This window comes from Pseudoalteromonas obscura (assembly GCF_030135505.1).
GTDB lineage: Bacteria > Pseudomonadota > Gammaproteobacteria > Enterobacterales > Alteromonadaceae > Pseudoalteromonas > Pseudoalteromonas obscura.
On record NZ_JASJUT010000007.1, the window covers coordinates 75,038 to 97,021 of the forward strand.

Genomic DNA, 21,984 nt, shown 5'->3' on the forward strand with positions numbered 1-21,984 from the left:
GCATTTCACTCTAGGCACTATTCTTTTATTAAAAGTGGAATTCATGCACACTATAGGTGTGATCTACGCCATTACAATCAGTTGCGATTGCAGTTGTCGGGCGAAAGCTACTATCTAAAAACCATTTAGCCTTCATTTTTGAACCATCTGGGCAAGTTGCCCCTTCTGTATGTGCGACTCTTTTTCCAGCTGATACACCCGCCGGGACATTTTTATTCCAGTAAATTCGAACTTCTGAATGTGGTGGAATATCAGGCACAAACTTGTAATAGACTTTCATAGGGTAGCGACGTGTGACAATATCACCGCAAGAGCTAGATTCACATTTAAGATAAACAAAGTTGTAGGAGTACTTGAGTACGCCATCACTACTTTGTGTATCTTGTTCATTTGCCATGGCAAAGTTGCCTGTAAAGCCGGCGACTAAAAGTCCAGCTAAAATAACGCTTTTCATAATTTATCCTTTTATGTATACCAATTTTAACTAAGGTTTGCTTAAACCTACTTATCTATAGCATCAAAATGGGTAAATAAGCACCCTAAAATGGTTACGATTTGTTTACACTGAAACGGTTTTGAAACAAGTGTGACTGTCAGCGGATAGATGCCGGTAATTGGCTCTTGAATCCAAGGAAAAAGAATGACTCAGACAATCATCTTTTTGATCTGTTTGGCCAGTGGTAGGAGGTCGTACTTTGGAGAAATGGCCTAGGAGTCAACTAAATTCGACAACGCCGAGGCCAGCATCTAAGGATTAAAAGCTATTTATTTTTGTTTTCTTGTTGCCAAGCCCAAAGTGGTGGCTTGATGAGTAAGTTCCATCGATAACGCCAATTTGGGGCGTGCCACATTTGACGTACAAGCTTTACATACCCACTAAAAAACACAGTGACTGGGTTGATACTCTTAACTGCCGGATAGATCCCGTATTTCACTTTGATATCTTCCTTAGCAAAAGTACCAAACATGCGGTCCCAGACAATAAAAATACCTGCGTAGTTTTTATCTAAGTACTGCTTATTAGTTGCATGGTGTACGCGATGATGTGAGGGGGTATTGAAAATAGCTTCAATTGGACGAGGTAACTTTTTCACGGTCTCCGTATGCAACAAAGTCTGGTAAACCTGAACGACCACTTCCGCCAGAAAGATGATAAATGGATTGAAACCCAGAATAGCCAAGGGTAGGTGAAAGAATAACGGAAACAGCCAATCTAAAGGCCCATGACGGTACGCGACAGAAATATTAAAGTGCGGAGAGCTATGATGAACTGTGTGTGTAGCCCAAGCAAAGCCATTTTTATGCAAAAAACGGTGTTCCCAGTAATATGCTAAGTCAGCCAATACGATACAACACAGTATGGTCCAAGGCGTCAGGGGAAGTTCAACCAACTTAAAATTATCATAAACATAGAAAAAGACGCCTGCATACGTTGCCGCTACTAAAGCGACAATCAATATAAATGTGCCGAGGGTAATAAAATTGGTAACACTGTCCCCAAGCAAATTGCGTGTAAATGTTTTTTTTAAGCCGTATCGAATGAGCTCAATGACAAAAAGTGACAGTGCAATTACCAAGAACCAGTCGTCAATAAAAGTTTCGAGCCACCAAATATCATCGGTTGAGAAGGAGTATGTTAAAAAATCCATGATTTCCCCTATTTGTAATTAACCATGAATTCAGAAGACACGGGGTGTCCACTGGCATCCAAGTAGTGGATCTCTAGCACAGATTGTAAATTTTTGCGGTAATCTATTTTTTTCCATGCATCGGCGAGTTCTTCGTTTGAGTGAGCTGCCTTTTGTAAGACCCTTTCATACCTTCCACCTTGAATGGTCGTTGACTGATTTGCGGAGCGAACGATGTCTGATAGGTAACCAATTGATATTTCTGCCTGTTGGAAATCTTGACTGAAGTTTTGGTAATAGACGCTGATTTTTCTTGGGTATCGCAATAGATTTTTATTGAGTGCTTGTTGGTTTTCAAACGTCTCCCACAACTTTGCGATATGTTTGATTGCAATTTTTTGCTGTACGCCACTGATACTCATAGTGTTAATCCGTACACCCTTCACAGCCTCGGTTGTATTCGGGCGTAGACTGGGTTGTTTTGTAGCGAGATTGGGTGCTTCAACCTGTACATCAGGTTTGTCGCTGTGCTCAGTTGCAGCCATTAGGGGGAACTGCATCATAGCTACCCCCCAAATACTTACAACCACCACTCCCGAGATTGCGAAAGAACTCATTAACTTCATTGATACTCCACATAGCATTTGATCATTAGATTGATATATAGGCTAGTGTTAGAGATTTAAATTGTCAATATGAAAATTAACTTCGTTTATTCGGTGTTAAGTGTCGTGCATAACAATTTGGAGCTATGTTTTAAGGTGTGGACTTGCTCTTTAAACTTGAGCGGGAGTAATGATTCGGCCATTAAATAATTAGCATATATACCATTGCTTACTAAGTTGATCTTGTCATCCCCAGCATTAGGGTAGTCCACTTTTAAGGCATCCGAGACGTGCTGGATAAACTCGGACATTATGTGTTGTTGGTCGTCTTTAATGGCATCAAGACGTTTGGCTTCTGCAAATAAGGCTTCGCCAATGATAGTCGCGTTGAGCTGCTCAGCAGATCCAACTGAGAATAGCGTTTCTATGAGTGCTTCCGAACGGCTATTATTGGGTAGCCAGTCTATAACTTGCTGCCATTGAGCACTGTAGATACCCCGCCAGCGTTTGCTGAGTGCGCAAATAATGTCATCACGATTTCCGATATAGTGGCGCAAAATCGTTCTTTTTACGTTGGCGGTTTCCGCTATATTTTCTAAAGATGTTGCTTGCATACCTTGTTTTAAGATACACACCTCTAAGGCATCAAGAATCTCTTTAATTCTCTGTGCTGCCATGCTTGGGCGAGCCATATTAAACCTCTTCTATCACAGTGCTTGAATATGGATAATTTTAGCAAATATATTTTCACATTGACAATTTAAGGTTGTGCGATCTAATCTATAAATTGTCAATGTGAAAATATACGGGTGATAAAGTGGATAAAGTTAAAACCAAGAAGCTCATTGGAGTTTTATATTTGGTGCTGTTGGCTAGCTGTGGTAGCAATCCTGAAACAAATAATGAAAAGCCTCAGGGATCTGATATACCGGAGGCCATTGTTATGCCAGAGCCTATTGCTATGCCAGAACCTCCTGTAAAAGTAATGCCACCAAGTGCAAAGTCGGACTACATTGGTTTTGAGTCTGCACCAGTGAGGCCCATGGCGAAAACCTCTGACGGTAAAAAATTATTGCTGACCAATACTTCTAACCATACTCTAGAGATTTTTTCTATTGGAAAAGATGGGACGCTCTTATTGTCGCAAAGCGTGCATGTCGGATTAGAGCCAGTGTCTGTTGCAATTAGAAATAATCAGGCTTGGGTCTTAAATCACCTATCTGATTCAGTAAGTATTGTGGACTTGTCGCTTTCGCCAGCCCGTGTAATTCGAACCCTGCTTGTCGGTGACGAACCAAGAGATATTGTTTTTGCGAACAATAAAGCTTTTATTACCACAGCACATCGAGGCCAACAAAGGCGAAGCCCCGCGCTAGCGAAGGTAAAAGGTGCAGGAGATCCAAAGCTGTACACACCCGGTATAGGGCGCGCTGACGTCTGGATTTTCGACATTTATAATTTGGGGGATAATCTAGGGGGAACGCCTTTAGAAATTGTGTCTATGTTTGGAGACACGCTGAGGGGGCTTGCCGTATCTCAGGATGAGAAAACAGTATATGCCGCCGTACTAAACTCTGGAAATCAAACCACAGCAGTGCATGAAGCCGTTATGTGTTTGGGCTTTGAAGACGATCAATATGGTGCAGTACCTTGCCAAGTATTAGATGGGTTGAGTTCCCCTAAGGGGCTGCCAGAGGGATACTTACCAGGCGGGAGAACTGCACCGGGCGTAAATGCAGACGGCGAATATCAGCCTTGGACGAGTATGATTGTGCAATATGACCGTGCATCAGGGCAATGGCAAGATAGCAAAGGGCGCAACTTTTCAAATGGAGTTCGTTTTCACCTGCCAGATCATGATGTATTTGCGCTTGATACACAGACCCATAGAACAATAGCAAGTTTCAAGCATGTGGGTACAACGCTATTTAATATTGCGGTTAGTCCGACCACCGGCGCATTGTTTGTATCCAATACAGACGCCAACAATGCAACTAGATTTGAAGGCTCAGGCAAGTTCACAGGATCTACGGTGCAAGGGAATATTGCAAAAAGCCGTATTACAGTTATAGATCCTTCGACTGGTAATGTTTTTGCTAGACACTTAAACAGACACATTAATTACAACGATTTAAAAGGGAATAAGTCGGTAAAGCATCATAGCTTATCGGCCCCTCTACAGCTTGAAGTGAGCAGCGATGGAAAGCTGCTTTACAGCGCTGTGTTAGGCTCAAATAAAGTTGCTGTATTGCCGACATCTGAATTGACCGACGATAGCTATTGGGACAATAAGGACCAAGAGTTCGACCCTAAAGAGGCGAGTGCACGTTATTTGTCAGTACAAGGGGGGCCTGCAGGAATATTACTCAATGAGCGGCATCAGTCGTTGTATGTATTTACACGTTTCGATAACAGCCTCGTTCATATTAATTTATCAAATCGAAGTGAGTTGCAGCGTATTGCAATGCCCACACCTGAGCCCAAGGATTATATGGCAGGCAGGTCCATGCTCTACGATGCTAATCGTTCGTCGTCAAATGGTGAGTCTTCTTGTGCAAGCTGCCATATCTTTGGGGATACAGACCACTTAAGTTGGAATTTGGGCAATCCCGATGTAAGTAACATCAAGAATCCGCAACCTTTCCCAACTCAAAATTTGTCAGAGCTAGGCTGTTTGTTAGTTGGTCCTGAAGAAGAAAGTTGTCAACTTCTGGAAATTATTAACGGCAATGGTGATGAACGTAGCTTCGCTTCTATGAAAGGGCCTATGGGGACACAAACATTAAGAGGGATGCAGCATCATGGGCATATGCATTGGCGCGGGGACCGTTCAGTTGGCTATTTTGGTGATGATACTGCGCAGACTTTGGATGAACGTATTTCTTTTAAAAACTTTATTGTTGCTTTTGAAGGCTTGTTGGGTCTGGATATAGCGCTTCCTGAATCAGTTGATGCAGACTTAAAGACCGCAGATGTAAGACAATTGGAGCAAGACATGGATAAATTTGCTGACTTTATGCTCAAAGTAGCCTTACCACCCAATCCGATTAGAAGCTTAGACAATGCTTTATCTTCCTCTGCGCACATTGGCGAGCAGTTTTTTCATGGCGCAAGGCGGTCAGATGGCGCAGCGCAAGATACGCCATTAAATGGCAATAATGCCGATGGAGTAAACTGCGAGGGGTGCCATGGTGTTGATCATGAAAAAGGGTTTTATGGCAGCCGCGGCGAGATCGCACACGGAGGAGAAATTCAAATATTAAAAGTACCCCAATTAAGAAACCTGTATACGCGTGTTGGTATGTTTGGCTTGCCTGACCGTGAAGGGTTTTTACCTTCTCACACGAAAAACCATCAAGGCGACCAAATAAGAGGTTTTGGCTTTTTACATGATGGTGCGACGGATCAGTTGCTAAACTTTCTCAAAGGAGGGGTATTCGATAATGGTGAGCAAGGTTGCCCAGACGGCGCAGATGAAAGATATGGATGTCATTTCAATGCTGGTGAGATAGGCATTCCTGACGAAACAACGCGACAGGGGTTAGTCGATTACATGATGGAATTTGATAACGATTTGGCCCCGGTTGTTGGACAACAAATCACATTGACTGAACATACACTTGAGGTTGTCAAATCGAGGATCTTACTACTCGAGCAACGCGCAAGTACGCCTTTTGTTTCCAAGCTGTTGGGTGGAAAGGTCACCGAATGCGACTTGATTGTACTGGGCGTCGTCAATCACGAGCAGCGGGGCTACTTATTTGATCAAATAGAGCAAAACTACAGAAGTGATCGCGCATTTGAACGCCGTCTGACTTTGGCACAATTGATGAATCTGGGGGCGACAGCAGACAATAGCTTAACCTTTACTTGCACCGTTCCCGGTAAAGGTTGGCAAGCTGCATTAGACTACGACTTAGACGGCATATTAAACGGTGATGCAATTTAGGCTGTATTTTTGGGGCGAATAAGCTAAAGAGAGACAAATAGCATTTACGATCAGGTAAGTAGACTAGCAGGTAAAATTATGAGCAAATACAAAACGCAGCTTATTTCAGAGTATGAACAAATCGCACAGGCGCCTATAGAGGAAGCCTACTCGCTGCCTTTTGCGGTATATAAAGACCAAGATATACATTCGCTTGAAATGGAGCATATATTTAAAAGCGAATGGGTATTCATTGTTAGCGAACAAGAGCTAAGCCAAACTGGGGACTATTTTGCATTTACACTCGCAGGCGAAGCGATCGTTTTGATCCGCAGCCAAGACGGCGCGGTTAGAGCGCTTTCAAATCTTTGCCGGCACAGAGGCACATTGTTGCTAGACGAAGGGTATGGTCGTGTCGATAAAAACATCGTTTGTCCTTATCATGCATGGACCTATTCAGACGAAGGCACGTTTAAAGGCGCACCCTTTACAGGAAAAGTGCAACTTGATAAAAAGGCACATTGCTTATTGCAATTTCATTTAGAAAGTTGGCATGGATTGCTGTTTATTCACCTTGGAACTCCTGATAAACCGCTCAGCAAACGTCTTCAGGGAATTGACGACTACTTGCATCATTTTAACCTACCTTCATTTACGCATGGCTACCGCTCACAAAGTCTGGAGCTATGGCATACAAACTGGAAGCTCGCGATGGAAAATGCCATGGAAAGTTACCACTTGTTTAAGGTGCATAAGGAAACACTAGAGACTGTTACACCAACTAAGCAAGCGTTTGATATTGCAGGGCACTTTGAGTGGACTTTGACTGGCGGGGAGATGAAAGATAACGCCAGTAAACTGGCTAAATGGTTTAGAGGAAGTTACCCAAAAGTGTTCGACAATTATGTGCTGATATCAATTCCACCTTCTTTTGTTGGGATCTTAACGTCTGAGAGCCTATCTTGGGTGCATGTGTTACCGCTAGACAGTGAGCAGTGTACTGTTCGATCTGCTGGGATTTCAAATGTTAAAACGAGCAGCGAAGATAAAACAGAAAAAGCGTTTGTAGACGCGTTTTTTGCTGAAGATAAAGATATTTGTGAGCGTGTACAAAAAGGAATGGGGTCAACTATTGCTCGAGGAGGAAAGTTAGTTTCAATGGAAAAAGTAATTGCTGACTTTCATCAATTTCTGGGAAACAGCTTATTCAATACGCCCACATGCGACTTTTACGAAGCGCCAAAAGCTAAGCTTTTTTTAAGTGACAGCGGAAATGAGGAGTAGTTTGTCTGAAAGTGCAGAACGCCTAGTGGGGAGCACGTAAAGTGCCCCTTCACTAAGGTGACGTGAGTTATAATGTTATGTCCGGTCATGCTTTTGTATATGTATAGACTCTATGTCAACAGCGCCCGGTGAGCACTTATTGGCAGGGCGTATCGACAGTAGGCGTTTAGCCCTTTAAAAACGTAATACATCATCAAACTTGTTATTCGTGGTCATTTTTAACACTGACATAAATATCCCCCATCAATGAAGTAACTAGCACTCTAAAGTTTACAAAAAAACAACATTTTCAGGTGAGCTACATGCTTTTGCTCGCTTATTAATTGAGAAAAACGCTGTTAATTGATCGCTCTATACATATAAAACGGAACAGATTAAATCAGTGCCCAAAATGTGTACTTTTATTATTTCATTGCAAAATTTACCCAATATAGAAAATTTCAACGAGTTTAAGCCACCAAATACCAATTATATGCTTTAAGGTGTAATGAAATTTATACTAAATTTGGTGAAAGATACCAAGTCTTATATCTTGCAAAGAAGATTTAAATCACCAAATATAATTCGCACATTATTAAAATTTGTTCAAAACGTATCTGTCTTGCTACTTCTAAAATAATGACATTAGGGTAATATAACTGCCTAATTTATACTCAATTTAAAAGGATGATTTATGAATAAAGTGATAAGAATGACTTCCTTGTCTATTTTGCTGCTCGGTACATGTAATGTAAATGCAGAACACGCTCGAGGTGAGTGGATCGATAAGTTTGACCTAATAAGTGCTCAATATCAGGCACAATACCCAAATAGTTTTAGTCGTTCGAGCAGCCTAGCGTGGGCTGAAGCATATTATTTGGATGCACTCATTGAAATGTATTTGGGGACAAAAGATCCTAAGTACCTAGATACATTTACGCTACGTCTAGATATGGCGATAGCGCTTGCAAAAGATGATACAGGGATGGGAGTTGACGGGTTCAAAGGGTGGGGCGAATGGAAGTATTCCATCGATGCCATTCAAAATTTTAATGCAGAAATCGCAGATCAAGAAGACAGCTCTCTACCTGCTAATTGGGTCAGGTGGCAATCAACCGATGAAACTGCATACAGGAACACAACTGAAGCGGATAACGTTGATAAAAGTACTGCAGCCTTTACAATTAAAACGGCTCCTCAAACCAATCGTTGGCAAGTACTTCAAACACCTTTAAGAAACCCCCACAAACCCAATGAACACTTTGATCCAAACAGTAAGTATCAAATTAATTTCCATGCGAAGATAGAGAATTGTGATGCGGGCGTAAAAGGCCGGCTGCAAGTTTATGACTTTACCCAAAGAAAAGTACTTTTAGATAGGTTTATCGAGTCGCAATCATACCTATATCACACTGCTGATTTTGTCTCGCCTGAAAACCCCACAAACGACGTTCAAGTCAGACTTTATACTACAGATTATCGTAAAAATTGTACCGTGCATTTTGATAATATAAGCGTCAAGTCTTGGCGTGAGTACCTTGTTCACGATGGGATGATCACAGCACCAATGGCAAAATTTATAAAGTTGGCAAGGACAGGGCGCTTGGAACCTCGTTTTTCACAATTTGCCGATGAATATTACGATTTTTTAGTGACGCAAATTTTCCCTAAATGGCAAAAAGATTTACACGGTACGCTAAGTGGAAATTTAGTTTATTTATTCGCTGATGACTCATCTAGTAGAAAGCCTGGTCAGTCGTTACCACATAACCAATACCTTGCACTACAACGCACGTATGCAGAGTTGGCACAGATAGAAGGCCATGATCCTAATCATAAGTTTATGGCGCAATAGTTAATTAAAGCATTTAAAAGTAGCTTAAAGCTCGGGCAATACCAATCGGGATCTGGTTCAACAGCCAATAAGTATGAATGGAGCTACTGGAGTATACTGAGCGATAGAGACACAATAAATGACGGCTTGAACTGGACAGGCACTGAAGATACAAGCCATGGTAACTTAGATGTTGCTGCGGCTTTTAGCAGTTACTATGCAGGGGTTGGATTAAATAAAGAAGACATGACGTACTTTGCCAATACAGCAGATTTTATGATTTCTCACTGCGGCAACTTTAGTAAGCATGTAAACAAATGCTACGGCGACGAGTCTTTTACTTCTCTAAGGTGGTGGATGCAATTAGCAGAGTTTAAACCGAGTATTTATCACGACTCTGAAGCCAAATTAACGCAGGTATTCAATGCAATCCAAGGTGTAGGTCAGCGTTATTATATGGGGGCAATTGCACAACTTGTAAAAGGTTATCGGGTTTACGATCAACCATTTAATAACGTAGCTGAAAATGCATTGCCTGAAGGTTGGAGACATTGGCAGTCAAATCCAGAGACTGTATTTTTAAGCCCTAATAGCGCGTTTAGTGGATCACAAGGTCTAGCAGTAAAAAACAGACCGAGCTATGGCTGGCAAGTGGCGCAAAAGGTTTTCGATTATGAACCTGGGGCAACATATAGACTCGATACGATGGCGCGCGTATTCTCGGGAGATGCCAATGGTCGAGTTATGATTTATGACGCAACGAGCAAAAAATCAGTCGCCCAAGTGATTACAACAAGTAGAGATTGGTCGCCGATCTCTATGGAGTTTACTGTGCCAAATGTTTCTGGCCATAATTTACAGATCTATTTGTATTCAACAAAATGGCAAGTTGACAGTGAGATACACTTTGACGACTTGGAAATTTTCAGAATAAACTAAGTTACACTAGGTGGCGAGCTCATTGGGGCAAGCCACCCATAAACTGACTACAACTAAAAATATTCTGAAGTGCGTCAAGTACCTAAAGCCAATATAGGGCACTTAAATAAAAGATGATATCTTGATGGTAAATCAAATTTTTAGGCTAGGTTTTAGTAGATGTGGTGAGTAAGACTTCTATACGTTAAATATCCCATAATTCATATTATGTTAAATAGGGTTTTTATCTATATATCAAAGATAACACCTCTGCTTTTGTAGCGCTGTGTTCGCCATGCTTCTGTTATGTCCAATACTAGTCAGTATCGGACTTAACGGGAGGTTCGTAACCCATAACATTATGATTTGAGTATATCTTTAACGGCACGTTTTGCTGAATACACAGCGGCATGAACTGAACCCCAGTCTTGACCATCAGTGTATGCATCACCAGCAAAAAACAAACGTTCATTAGTGCTTTCACCAAGCTTTTTTATTTGTCTCCAATCTTCATTGTTACGTACGTAAGCGCCAAATATGTGCGGTTCAGTATTCCAATTCTGGATTATATGCTTGACGTAATATGTTGATGCCTTGCCATCAAACAGCGCATCAAGTTCATCTAATATGTATTTAATTATCTCGTCTTCTTGTAAATCAACATAAGGAATTGAGGCTGCACCAACTGCAAATAATCCTAGTATATGATGTGTCGTGTTCTGACCATAAGCTGCATCATAATAGAGCTTCTCTCCATGTTCAGGTGGATTGACATTGAAGCCAATCAGCGCAGGATAAAACTTATCTGAAAACTCAATAAATGCTTTAAACCCACCCCAAACTTTAACTTTATCGATTGCATCTTGTTTAAGCTTGGGTAGTTCAGGTGTAAAATTAATCTCTCTTTGTTGAAGAATTTTTATCGGCGCTGTTACGATAACTCGGGACGCATAATGGGTGCTATCATGTGTTTCAACTATGACTTCATCAGTTGAATAATCGATACTTTTAACTTTTGAGCTATATACAATGTGTTTCTCAATAGATGGTGCAATGTATTGTTCAAAGAAGTCGAACCAGGTAGAGTTCACAAACTTACTGTCTTCGCTCATTTCCATTTCTTTGATGCTGATCTTTTCACCCTCGTATAATGCATAATCATTTTCGGGATCATACATTAGCGTATCTATATCAACATCTACTGAGTCATCATTAACAATTTCGTCTAGTATTTTTGGCTCTGCATGTATCCATTCGGCGCCCAAAGGAATTGGAAAATTTGAAAAGTCGCTTGTGCGCTTCATGCGTCCTCCATAATTTGAAGACGCCTCTAAAATTTTGATGCAAATCCCCTGCTGCTTCAGCAAGTAACCTGCAACTAGCCCAGCAGCACCAGCACCAATAATAATCACTGGCTTAGTGCTATCATTTTGAAAAATCTGCTTATTTGTGCAGGCATTCAGAAATGGCTGCAGTGGTATGATGATACCTAGCGCACGACAAACTTTTATAAATTTTCTTCTATTCATTTATTGTATTGTTTATGCAAGTTTGCTCTTCCACTATCGAATATTGTATAGGTTAAGACGCGGGAAACATAAACTCAAGGTTAGTTTGATGGTAATTTTTACTAATGAATTTACCTTTACAGTTGCGCCTCTATGCATCTGTATTCCTTTTGAAGTATTTTATTTCAGAGGCTGGCTTTTATATCAAACCAGATACTAAAAAGTTCGTAAATCAAGTCAAACACACTAAGGCTTAGCATACAGGTCAAGCGGGAGATAAAGTCTTAAAGTCAATTATGTATTTGTCTAATCTCGATGGGTTAGAACCAATTAGTTTTGCATATACAGAAATGCAGAATGATGACTCAGACCTGCTCTGACAGCAGACGCATTCCAACCGTCGACTATCAAAACTTCAAATCAATGGATAATGATATCGTTCAGTACGGAACGGCTAAATTAGTTGAGTATTAGGCTGGATAAGGTAAAAAAAGTTTTATTTAACATAAAATGGTGGCTGCTACTTTTTCGGCAGCTCACCTTTGTTATCCCCGCCTATTTGTACGGCGTTATTAATATCACTACCAGATATGCTCTGGTTAACGGATTCTTGCGGCTCACTGCGCCCTGACTTTTTGAATATAGCGACAAGTACCCCGATAATGCTCACCAACAGCGTCAAGGCACTAATTTGCTCTCCTGTACCAAGTGAGGTAAACCATTCCATCATAAAATTATGACTTCTTTGTATTCTCTAATTCTTCAAGCCAGCTAGACACTTCCGCTATTTCTAGTTTTGCGCCCACTTGCTCGTACAATACCAAGGCCTTTTCCCAATGCGCTTTTGCTTGATTGAGGTCGTCCTGTAGTTCAGATAATACGCCCATATTGGCATACTGATTTGCCATGCCTTGTTTGTTACCTAGAGATTCATTGATTTCATGGCTCTTTTTATAGTACTCAAGCGCCTTATTTAGCTCACCTTTATTTTTGTAGAAAAGTCCCATATTGCCATACTGAGTGGCCATACCTTCTTTACGACCTAGAGTTTCATTGATTTCAAGGCTCTTTTTATAGTACTCAAGCGCCTTATCTAGCTCGCCTTGTATTTGGTATAGGTTCCCTATATTCCCATAATGGTTTGCCATGCCTTCATTACGACCTAGATCTTCATTGATCTCAAGGCTTTTTTGATAATATTCAAGAGCCTTATCCAACTTGCCTTGTGTTTGGTAAACAATCCCCATATTGCCATAATTATCAACCATGCCTTCTTTGCGACCTAGAGATTCTTCGATTTCAAGGCTCTTTTGGTAATATTCAAGTGCCTTATCCAGCTCGCCTTGTATATGGTAAACACTCCCCATATTACAATACTGGCGCGCGAAGCCTTCTTTGCGACCTAGGGATTCATTGATTTCAAGGCTCTTTTGGTAATATTCAAGTGCCTTATCCAGCTCGCCTTGTGCTTTGTAAACACTCCCCATATTGCCATAACTAATAGCCATGCCTTCTTTACTGCCTAGAAATTTATTAATTTCTAGGCTCTTTTGGTAATATTCAAGTGCCTTATCTAGCTCACCTTGTGTTTTGTAAACGACCCCCATATTACCATAATCACGGGCCATCCCTTCTCTACGACCTAGAGACTCATTAATTTCCAGGCTCTTTTGGTGATATTCAAGTGCCTTATCTAGGTTGCCTTGTATTTGGTATACATTCCCTATATTACCATAGTGACTGGCCATGCCTTCTCTACGACCTAGAGACTCATCAATTTCCAGGCTCTTTTGGTAATATTCAAGCGCCTTATCTAGCTCACCTTGTGTTTTGTAAACGATCCCCATATTACCATAATCACTGGCCATGCCTTCTCTACGACCTAGAGACTCATTAATTTCCAGGCTCTTTTGGTAATATTCAAGCGCCTTATCTAGCTCGCCTTTTATTTGGTAAACAATTCCCATATTACCATATGATACGGCTTTACCTTCATCATCACCGGTCTTTTCAGCCAAGCTTAAAACATGTTGATAAGCTTGTAATGCACCGCCTAATTCACCAGTTCGCCTATACATATGGCCAGCCCTAGTCCAAGCATTTATATGCTCATGGTTTAATTGCGTCGCCCTGACAAAATCCTTAAGTGTTTGTGTAGACTCGTGAAGATAAGATAACGAACCGCGCTGATAATAATATTCTGCCTGTTTGAGAATGATGTCTTCGTTTTCATCGATCAGCTGTGACAGTAGCGCTCGTGCTTCATCAACATCACCACTATCTATGATTGCTTGTAATGCGGCATCTACATCTTCGGCGGGCAATTCGTTATTTTGTTTGCTTTGACTTAAATTAAATATGATTTCTAGATAAGTTTTAAGCAGCTGCTTGTATTCAGCAATTTCAATTTGTTTTTTATCTAATTCAGCTTTTAAAGCTTCGAACGCTTTCACTGCTATCGGATCATTGATGACAATATCACCTGAATTATTTCCAGCAATTTGAACCACAGTTGAGTTATCAGTGCGTGCTGTTTGGAATACGCCGCTTAATTTTTTGAACAGAGATGCTATCAACGTTATATCCTTGTATCGCTTCACAATACAACTCTACTTAACTGGATACTAAAATCAATGCAAACATTAAAGATTTAATGCATATATGAAATGGTAACTGAGGATAGGTTTCGACTCACTTTGGGATGTCTAAAAGCAAACGTATTTTTATCCAAATTCGAAACGCGCGTTGCAATAATACTCGGCCTGTTTGAGAATGGTGTCTTCGTTATCATCAATCAGCTTTGACAGTAGCGCTTGTGCTTTATCGACGTCGCCACTATCTATAATTGCTTGCAATGCAGCATCAACATCGTTAGCTGGTAATTCGTTATTTTGTTTGCTTTGGCTTAAATTAGAGATGATGTCTAGATAGGTTTGAAGCTGCTGCTTGTATTCAGAAACCTCGATGTGCCTTTTATCTAATTCAGCTTTTAAAGCGTCGAATGCTTTCACTGCTATCGGGTCATTAATGACAACATCACCTGAATTGTTTCCAGCAATTTGAACCACAGTTGAGCCATCGGTTTGCACAGTCTGTATTATGTCATTGGATTTTTTAATCAGAGAGTTCATCAACGTTATATCCTTGTATTGCTTCACAATACAACTCTACTTAACTGGATACTAAAAGCAATGTAAACATGAAAGGTTTAATGCAGATATGAAATGGTAACCGAGGAAAGGTTTGAACTCACTTTGGGGTGTATAAAAAAATGTATTTTCATCCAAATTCAAAAGGCGCGTTAGAAGGAAGTTATATTACATAATAGCTCTGGTGTAAATTCCATTGATATAGGTCTTTTGTGAATATTAAAAGAAGCCTAACAGCTCTATTGTTGAGGGTAATATCATGAGTGCCGTACAACGGAGGAGCCAGTGTAAATTATGTTCCAATATTTAATCAAACTCCTATGTCCTCTTCACTGAACATGAGACATGTTTAATTAGAGTTCTTGTATCATTACTAATAGGAAACAGCGGTTCTACTCTAGTAACTACTTTGATTCTCTTCAATTTTTATGAATGAAAGCTAGATTTATAAATTATATTATGTTTGAATAATAATCAACCCGCTAGGTGCAGAAACGAAGCTCAGTGATATATGGGGGTCAATATATTAAAGATGAGAACTGTCAAATGTAACTATTGTTTATGTTTACTTCTACTTTTCCTCCTCACTGGTTGCGCAGTGACATACGTTGATGAAAATGGTGACAAAAATATCATTGGTTTTGTCAACATCAAAACCAAGTCCATTGAAGACCGTTTTTTGATTGGCGGAGAGACCGTAGATGTTACAAGCTTTGGAGTTATGTTTTTTAACTCATCTGAACAATCGTCAGTAACAATTGGCTACGGAAAGGAATCTAACACTTATCTTAAAGATAATGTCTTACTACTAAACGCATTGGACACAAATACGATGCAATGCCTCATCAACGAGGGAGTGAAGAATGAATAAAATTGTAATTGCCATGGTTTTTTGTGCAGTAATAGCCGGGTGCTCATCTGTTGATAAAGCTGTATTTGTTACCAAAACATCAATTAGTGTGATTGATGTAGATTCTACGCCATCAGAAGTCTCACTTGCATACGATCGTACAGAAGGTTTTATAGGCCCAAATTATGAAAATGGAAGCGTCCCTTCTGTTGTGGGATCTTTTAGCTCAGACGGTAAGATTATTAGCCCTAAAATAAAGCAGGTTTATGCTACTGGAGAAGCTGCAAATTTAGTAGTTGACGACGGTGCCCCTAAATATACACCGGTTGAGCAAGACAAACATAAAACTAATGGAAAAGATGATAAAAAAACTCTGTTCTTTGGTACCAGTACAAGCTTAGGGTTCAAGTTTGGAGTGCAAAATACGAATCCAACATTTTTACTTGGCTACAGAAGAAAAGAGGCCTCTTATATTCCACTTAGGAAAAATTCTGATGGTGAGGAAGTATATTCTTCCGTGCTAGCGAGTATCGACACGTCGATATCTAAATCAGATGGGGGCGAGTTTACGCATGGACAGTACTTTGCTACAGGTGTAGCAGCTAAGAAAATGGCATCTCAGGATATTGTGCAGAAAGCATTTAGAAAACGAGCAAAATCAGCATTAGAGCAATATGACGATGAAAACAGACGTCAGTCGGACTCTTTGTCTAAGTTGTCGTCATGTGCGTTAAGAATGACTAGTGTAGCTAACTGGAAAAGCATTGTGGATTCAGCTGCTGTAGCTGGACTCTTTAAGGATGCTGACGCGGTAGGGGTGGAGTTAAATGATTATGCTGGGGCCACAAAAGCGGAAAACCTTCTTGAACTTATTGCAATATACATTGATGAACTCAAAGTTGGTAAGGTTATAACCTCGAGCGAACACTCCCTACTCTTAGAAAAACACAGCTTGCATATATGCAAGCTTGCAGACGAGGAAGCGCAATGACCGATAAAGCAAATAAAGTACATACTGAAAACGTGCCCTGTGAACGCTGTAGACAGCGTACTGATGAAATTACTTCGGGAGGTCGTTATGAAGTGTTAAGTTGTACTAAGAAATCAGATAACCCTTGTATCTGTGAATTAAGGTATACGCGAAAGCGGAGAAGTTGATTAAAACTAAAACTCAGTAAGTTAATTTGTAGTAGTGTGGGCACGTCAAAATCACTAGGTACTACAACTTATACCGTCAGTATCACTGGGCAATCACACTTACTCAATTAATCACCATTTCCTATACTACTTGTTGGTTGTAATTCTCTAGTTTCTCAAACATCATCCAAAACACATTGCCTGCATGTATGTATTTACGTGAGGAGTGCTCATGTACTCTGATACAGAGATTGTTTGGTACCCTTGAAGGACTCTTTATATTTAGCGGGTCCAACAAAAATGTACTGGGAGGCAAATTGTATAATTTTGATAAATAGTGTATTGATTAGGTTTTTGTGTAACTAGCTTTGCATTAACACTAATAACTTATCATTATCAAGCTTTAAGCATCTTCCTAGCCTTAATCTTCCAGCAGTTTTGTTTACATATCAACAATACCTGTCTTTATCTCACGTTAGCTAGGTGGCTTTGGTGGAGCTGTTTATTGGTGTTAACTATATTGCCGAAATTACCACTCCACCAGCAGTAACTTATATGCTTGTCATTCAATTACTTTGGAAAAACGCTTTTCTAAATGACTTTACCTCGTTTTCATAATGGGTTTGCCACTGCTGCGCTGATAAGTGCGCATATTCGGATCCTTTGAGCATGTGTAACTGTGCTTTCTTTTCGCTGAGTGCTTGTTGGTAGCTGAGCACGGTCTCTTGTTGGTGAAGGATTTGCTGTTGGCGAACTAAAATGGCTTGGGCTTGCTCATGGTCAAAGTAACGCCGAGCAAGCTGACTTCGTAGATGTGATAGTTCATTTGGTGTCATATTCGTGCCTAAAATCTCAATTGCGATGCTATATTGCGCCTGCGCATCCGATGAGACTTTACCTTGTTGGCTTAAAATATCCAGTTGCTCAATAAAGTCATCGGGTGTCATTTCTTGGCTTAAGTCGGTAAATTCGGCAAGCGTTGCTCTGGTGTCATAAAAAGCAAATTCTTCATGAAATAGATCTGTGGCGAGATCTCCCCAAACTTGAGTGTAGATACGCTTGATCCTGCTGACCTTTTCAACTGTGGTGGTATTAAAGTCTTCACTGGCGGTCAATTGCTCAAATTCTTGTTTTTTGGCTGGGTAATCAGCAATCAATTGATATCTATGTGTGCTTGCGTGAGCATGCAGTTCCGCAAGTAGTGCGTCACATTGTGATTGTCGCAAGCAGTGCTGCCAAAATGACTCTATCAGTGGTTTCAACTCATTTAAATTAGTCTGGGCTAGTTTATTGAGCAGCTCCCCTCTTCTATTTTCGCTATGTTCAAGTGGCAATTGTTTCGGCGTTTCAGGTAGTGGGTTGTGCTCTTGATATGGAGTATTTTGAGTCGCTTGTATGTTGGCTTTGGGCTCTGCTGTCACAGGCTCTTCGCTCTGATAAACAGCGCCAGTGACAGCTGCAAGGATGGCAAGACTCAAGAAAATGGTTGTTTTGTTCATTGTGTCACCTTGGTTAAAAATCTCGGCTTCTCATTCGAATGGTTAAGTGCATATGTCATTTTACGAAATATACAGCGATTAACGGTTAGGGTTTGGCCGTTTCGTTTCAAGGACATTGGAGCAAGCTTTTAAATAAGCTTGCTCCATTAAATTGAATTACTTGATCACTGCTTTTACTGGGAAGTGATCAGACAGATCCCAATGCTCCCAAATACTCTGAGCAGTGCTGCGAGGTACTTTGACTTCATTCACATTGCTTTGAGTTGCTTTGTATTCATCACTTACAACAATGTAATCGAGATATTCAACCGTATCGCCCGCTTTTTTGGCGAATGAATTTACACGAGGGTCAAAAGTCGAGCTGGTATAGCCGGTGTATTGAGGAGCGGATGCCGCTAAATTTGCCAGCATATTGGTATAGTCTCCAGGGAACTTAAGTTTATTGACGTTAAAGTCGCCCCCATAAACAACAGTTTCATTGCTTGGTATGTTTAAACTCGTTGCTAAACTACGTATTTGTTTAAACTGTAATTGTCTGTGTTGACGCGCCGTATCTGTATCGCTAGATGCAGTATGTGTTGCAAACAGATGGTACGCTTCTCCGTCTTTTATGATTTCTGCGTAATTAACGCCTTTATCAGCAAAACAATCTGTACTAGAGCAGTCAGGAAAAACATATTGCGCTTGGTTGACGATTGGATAACGGCTAACAATGATCACGCCACCATCGTATATATTGACGCCTGATTTATCTAACATTTTGGTTTGGTATGGGTACTCAGTGGCAATTTCGCGCAGGAAAGACTCTCGTTGTGAATGAAAGACTTCTTGCAGTAGCAATGCATCGTACCCTTTTAAATATTCAGGGATTAATGTCATACGATCGGAAATATGGGATGCAATCACAGGGAGCGCCCAAATATTGTATGTCATGACTTTAAGCGCCTCTGGCGCTGGGTTGGCAGCTTCGTCTTGGTGTGACGGCGTAATGGAATAATAAAAGTCGTCATATCTGGCCGTTGCTTTGGCCTTAAAAGCGACTTCTGCCGGTAATGATGATACGCCAACGTTTGACTGATATCTGTGGATGTTTCTATCGCTAAAATTGCCTGAACTAAAATCTTGTCCATGTGCACTGTGCGTGATCGTGGAGCCGTACCAAGTGCCCTTCATATTTTGTTGCAAGTTAATAACCTCGCCTGACTGCGTTGTCACCTTTGTTTTAAATTGGTAGTTGTGACCAGACTTGGCGCCATAATAGCGATTAAAGCTTAAAACCATACGGGTTTCATAAGGCTTTAACTGCGTTGTGTGTTGAGACCATTCATCTCCATATTCCATTAGATCGGAGCCGGTATGTTCTACAGAGATATTTAAAACTTGGTCGCTATTGTTCGTTACATAGATGTCACTGTCGGCAAGTACCGACGTGGAAACCAGTGCTGCTACAAGACCTAATAATTGAAATTTCATATATTTTTCTTTTTAGTGATTAAAGTTGCGAAGAATTATTCACAAACAATATTTCAATATCATGTCTTTTCTGTGAATTGGTATAGACCAGGTTGTATTTGGGATTAAAATTTATCGGTATGTTGAGTTTACTTGTTATAGCTATGATTTATTTGAATTATTTTTCAGGCGTTGATAAGTTTAACTAACTTTAGAACTTAGTGCTTGTACTTTCATGGTGTTTTATTGGGACGTTGAAAACGTTTTAGGTCTCTAAAGTGAGCCTTATGAGGGGTCGAAGACAGCCTGTTTTGGGCAAAAGTTACAATTTTTAGTTTTACTGCTTTTCGTCTAGTTCATATTTGTACTTTTCAATGATTGATTGCGTAATTTTGTGTTCGCTCGGTGGCAAAAAATTCAAATGTGCGGCGACAAAAGACTGTGTCTTGTATATTTTGCGCATAGCTTTATTAATGGCTTTTATTAGCGCCTGACTGTTAGATGTTTTGTTACACATGACGTGGCCGAGTATAAAAGTCGGCGTCCCGGCTATTTTATACGAGCGATAGCTTGCCCCATCGTTTTTAACATGGCGAAACACCTCTGCCGGGTAGCCCAGTAGATAGTCGACTCGTTGTAAACGGAACATTCTGTATATGGTTTCGTATTGTTCACTGCCACTTCGTATGACTTTGTTACTGCTGTCGACTTGCTTTAATTGATCATCTAAAAAAGGGCCGTAAGACATATTGTCAGACAGCGCGATCAACTTACTGCTGTATACTTTGAATAAGGATTGCAAAGAGCGTATTTCCCCATTTGGGTTGAGCACTGCATTTGCCAGCTTTCGTGCCGATGCATGCTGATATAATCTCCGACTAACGTAAAAGTTTACTGGCAAACTAAATAAAAAAGAGGCTTCTCGCTCAGCAGTTTTGATGCGATTAATGGTGCATATCGCTTGGGTATTGGACTGCATCTCTCGCAGCGCTCTATTGTAACTGGATAGCGCGAACTCTATTGAATCATTATCTAAGACATCGAATAGCAACTTATTTGTTGCCCCTGCAATGTTTGAAGGTGCTGTTAATGAAGTAAATACTTTAAGTTCATCTTCCTCATCGAGGTATATGCGGGCTTTATTAGCCAAACATTCATTTATCGACATAAAAAAAGGCAGTATACATGCCCAAACCCATCTCTTGGCGAGTCTCATTTTCCCACTCCTTTTCTCAGGGAAAGCCGCAATAGCTTTCGTTCAATTACAAAGGCGTAAGATAGATACCAATCTTTAGTTTAGTTAATGTATCTACAATTTAAAAGGCGACAGCTAGGTTACCGGGTTAAGGTATTTTTGTGCATTAAAAGAGTGTCTTATTGGTTCGCACCGAGTACTTGGCAAAATGACTTTGCCAATGTAGCTTTTTGCTCGCACTTTTCTAGTAACGTCGATTCGCAATGCGGGCTTTATCCAAACCAAAGTAACTTTAGTTTTGGCAGTCGTCGCCTTGAATGACCTAACAGGGCTTAACTTTGCTGTTTCGAAATGTTGAGAGCGCCCATTTTTTGGGTCCTTTTAACTTGTTTTCGTTACTCAGCGGATATTGATAATGTTAGTGCCATACAGAAACTGGAAATGACAACCTCATAAATGTACGAGAGATCAAATCAAGTTTGACGCCAAAGTCGATTATTTCCTCGCAAGTCCAACCGTCTGGGTGCAACCAGTTCTCTTCCTCCAAAGCACATAATATTGCCAAATCCTGATCTATATACCCTAATGGGGCTGCGGCTAACCCCCACAGCATTACTAGTTTGCCTTCGGTTTCTGGGTTTCGTGGATTGTTAGACTCAAGTGTTCGAAAGTACTTTTTGGTTTCCATTAAGGCTTTCGATACTTCAACCAGTATTGCGTCTCTAATGTAGTGATTATCCATTGGAATTGCATATAACTTAACTGCCACCTCATTGAGTTTTTCGATAAGTTCGTTATGAGACTGACTATGGTGTCTTTCAAAAAGCTCAATGTAAGCATCTTGCGCGGTTGTGGTCGCTTTAAGAGCCATATCCCTACCCCTAATTTAGTTGTCATAATGGATAATAATCGTGAAGTACACCCTTATGTTTAGCAACAAGGTTAGCAAAAGGACAGATAAAACTATTAAATTATTTCGAGCAATTTTTGAAGTGGATATAGGCAATTGAAATTACGC

At 40.5% G+C, this 21,984-nt stretch carries 19 protein-coding genes; 7 read left to right on the forward strand and 12 right to left on the reverse strand.

Annotated elements, in window-relative coordinates:
• Positions 1-28: 28 nt before the first annotated feature.
• The 4 genes from QNM18_RS16340 to QNM18_RS16355 all read right to left on the reverse strand — a co-directional run bounded on the left by QNM18_RS16340 (position 29) and on the right by QNM18_RS16355 (position 2,925).
• Complete coding sequence (locus QNM18_RS16340; RefSeq protein ID WP_211008780.1) at positions 29-454, reverse strand: hypothetical protein; 426 nt, start codon at positions 452-454, stop codon at positions 29-31.
• A gap of 307 nt (positions 455-761) precedes the next feature.
• Positions 762-1,649, reverse strand: a complete 888-nt coding sequence (locus tag QNM18_RS16345) for a sterol desaturase family protein (protein ID WP_284137808.1) — start codon at positions 1,647-1,649, stop codon at positions 762-764.
• Between the two features lie 8 nt (positions 1,650-1,657).
• Positions 1,658-2,254 (reverse strand): hypothetical protein, encoded by a 597-nt coding sequence (locus QNM18_RS16350; protein WP_284137809.1) that lies wholly within the window; start codon positions 2,252-2,254, stop codon positions 1,658-1,660.
• An 86-nt stretch (positions 2,255-2,340) separates the two neighbouring features.
• Positions 2,341-2,925: a TetR/AcrR family transcriptional regulator gene (locus tag QNM18_RS16355; RefSeq protein WP_284137810.1), complete on the reverse strand. Its 585-nt coding sequence runs from the start codon at positions 2,923-2,925 to the stop codon at positions 2,341-2,343.
• Between the two features lie 125 nt (positions 2,926-3,050).
• Between QNM18_RS16355 and QNM18_RS16360 the strand changes: the two genes are divergently transcribed.
• From QNM18_RS16360 to QNM18_RS16375, 4 genes are all read left to right on the forward strand, one after another.
• Positions 3,051-6,182 carry a YncE family protein gene (locus QNM18_RS16360; protein ID WP_284137811.1) on the forward strand — a complete coding sequence of 1,044 codons (3,132 nt, stop codon included), beginning with the start codon at positions 3,051-3,053 and terminating at the stop codon, positions 6,180-6,182.
• 78 nt (positions 6,183-6,260) lie between these two features.
• Positions 6,261-7,445: an aromatic ring-hydroxylating oxygenase subunit alpha gene (locus QNM18_RS16365; RefSeq protein ID WP_284137812.1), complete on the forward strand. Its 1,185-nt coding sequence runs from the start codon at positions 6,261-6,263 to the stop codon at positions 7,443-7,445.
• A 673-nt stretch (positions 7,446-8,118) separates the two neighbouring features.
• Positions 8,119-9,279, forward strand: coding sequence for a hypothetical protein (locus QNM18_RS16370; RefSeq protein WP_284137813.1), 1,161 nt, complete (start codon positions 8,119-8,121; stop codon positions 9,277-9,279).
• Between the two features lie 126 nt (positions 9,280-9,405).
• Positions 9,406-10,197, forward strand: coding sequence for a carbohydrate binding domain-containing protein (locus QNM18_RS16375; RefSeq protein ID WP_284137814.1), 792 nt, complete (start codon positions 9,406-9,408; stop codon positions 10,195-10,197).
• Between the two features lie 338 nt (positions 10,198-10,535).
• On the opposite strand, the gene QNM18_RS16380 is transcribed toward QNM18_RS16375, so the two are convergent.
• From QNM18_RS16380 to QNM18_RS16395, 4 genes are all read right to left on the reverse strand, one after another.
• Positions 10,536-11,705 (reverse strand): flavin monoamine oxidase family protein, encoded by a 1,170-nt coding sequence (locus tag QNM18_RS16380; RefSeq protein ID WP_284137815.1) that lies wholly within the window; start codon positions 11,703-11,705, stop codon positions 10,536-10,538.
• Positions 11,706-12,204: 499 nt separating this feature from the next.
• Entirely contained in the window at positions 12,205-12,414 is a 210-nt protein-coding gene (locus QNM18_RS16385; protein ID WP_284137816.1) for a hypothetical protein, read from the reverse strand.
• A 4-nt stretch (positions 12,415-12,418) separates the two neighbouring features.
• Positions 12,419-14,260, reverse strand: coding sequence for a tetratricopeptide repeat protein (locus QNM18_RS16390; RefSeq protein WP_284137817.1), 1,842 nt, complete (start codon positions 14,258-14,260; stop codon positions 12,419-12,421).
• 147 nt (positions 14,261-14,407) lie between these two features.
• Complete coding sequence (locus tag QNM18_RS16395; protein WP_284137818.1) at positions 14,408-14,815, reverse strand: hypothetical protein; 408 nt, start codon at positions 14,813-14,815, stop codon at positions 14,408-14,410.
• A 616-nt stretch (positions 14,816-15,431) separates the two neighbouring features.
• Between QNM18_RS16395 and QNM18_RS16400 the strand changes: the two genes are divergently transcribed.
• Genes QNM18_RS16400 through QNM18_RS16410 form a run of 3 tightly spaced genes read left to right on the forward strand, consistent with a single transcriptional unit; the run spans position 15,432 to position 16,841 of the window.
• A complete protein-coding gene (locus tag QNM18_RS16400) occupies positions 15,432-15,704 on the forward strand; it encodes a hypothetical protein (RefSeq protein ID WP_284137819.1) in 273 nt (90 codons plus the stop codon).
• The gene (locus tag QNM18_RS16405; protein WP_284137820.1) at positions 15,697-16,674 is read left to right on the forward strand and encodes a hypothetical protein; all 978 of its coding nucleotides are present in this window, start codon (positions 15,697-15,699) and stop codon (positions 16,672-16,674) included. Before QNM18_RS16400 ends, QNM18_RS16405 begins: the two co-directional genes overlap by 8 nt.
• A complete protein-coding gene (locus tag QNM18_RS16410) occupies positions 16,671-16,841 on the forward strand; it encodes a hypothetical protein (RefSeq protein WP_284137821.1) in 171 nt (56 codons plus the stop codon). Before QNM18_RS16405 ends, QNM18_RS16410 begins: the two co-directional genes overlap by 4 nt.
• 545 nt (positions 16,842-17,386) lie before the next feature.
• Here QNM18_RS16410 and QNM18_RS16415 read toward each other — a convergent pair.
• The 4 genes from QNM18_RS16415 to QNM18_RS16430 form a co-directional block, all read right to left on the reverse strand.
• On the reverse strand, positions 17,387-18,319 hold the full coding sequence (locus QNM18_RS16415) for a hypothetical protein (RefSeq protein WP_284137822.1): 933 nt from the start codon (positions 18,317-18,319) through the stop codon (positions 17,387-17,389).
• A 156-nt stretch (positions 18,320-18,475) separates the two neighbouring features.
• Positions 18,476-19,792 (reverse strand): sphingomyelin phosphodiesterase, encoded by a 1,317-nt coding sequence (locus tag QNM18_RS16420; RefSeq protein WP_211008792.1) that lies wholly within the window; start codon positions 19,790-19,792, stop codon positions 18,476-18,478.
• A gap of 316 nt (positions 19,793-20,108) precedes the next feature.
• On the reverse strand, positions 20,109-20,987 hold the full coding sequence (locus QNM18_RS16425) for a substrate-binding periplasmic protein (RefSeq protein WP_284137823.1): 879 nt from the start codon (positions 20,985-20,987) through the stop codon (positions 20,109-20,111).
• A 397-nt stretch (positions 20,988-21,384) separates the two neighbouring features.
• The gene (locus QNM18_RS16430) at positions 21,385-21,837 is read right to left on the reverse strand and encodes a hypothetical protein (protein WP_023399132.1); all 453 of its coding nucleotides are present in this window, start codon (positions 21,835-21,837) and stop codon (positions 21,385-21,387) included.
• Positions 21,838-21,984: the final 147 nt, after the last annotated feature.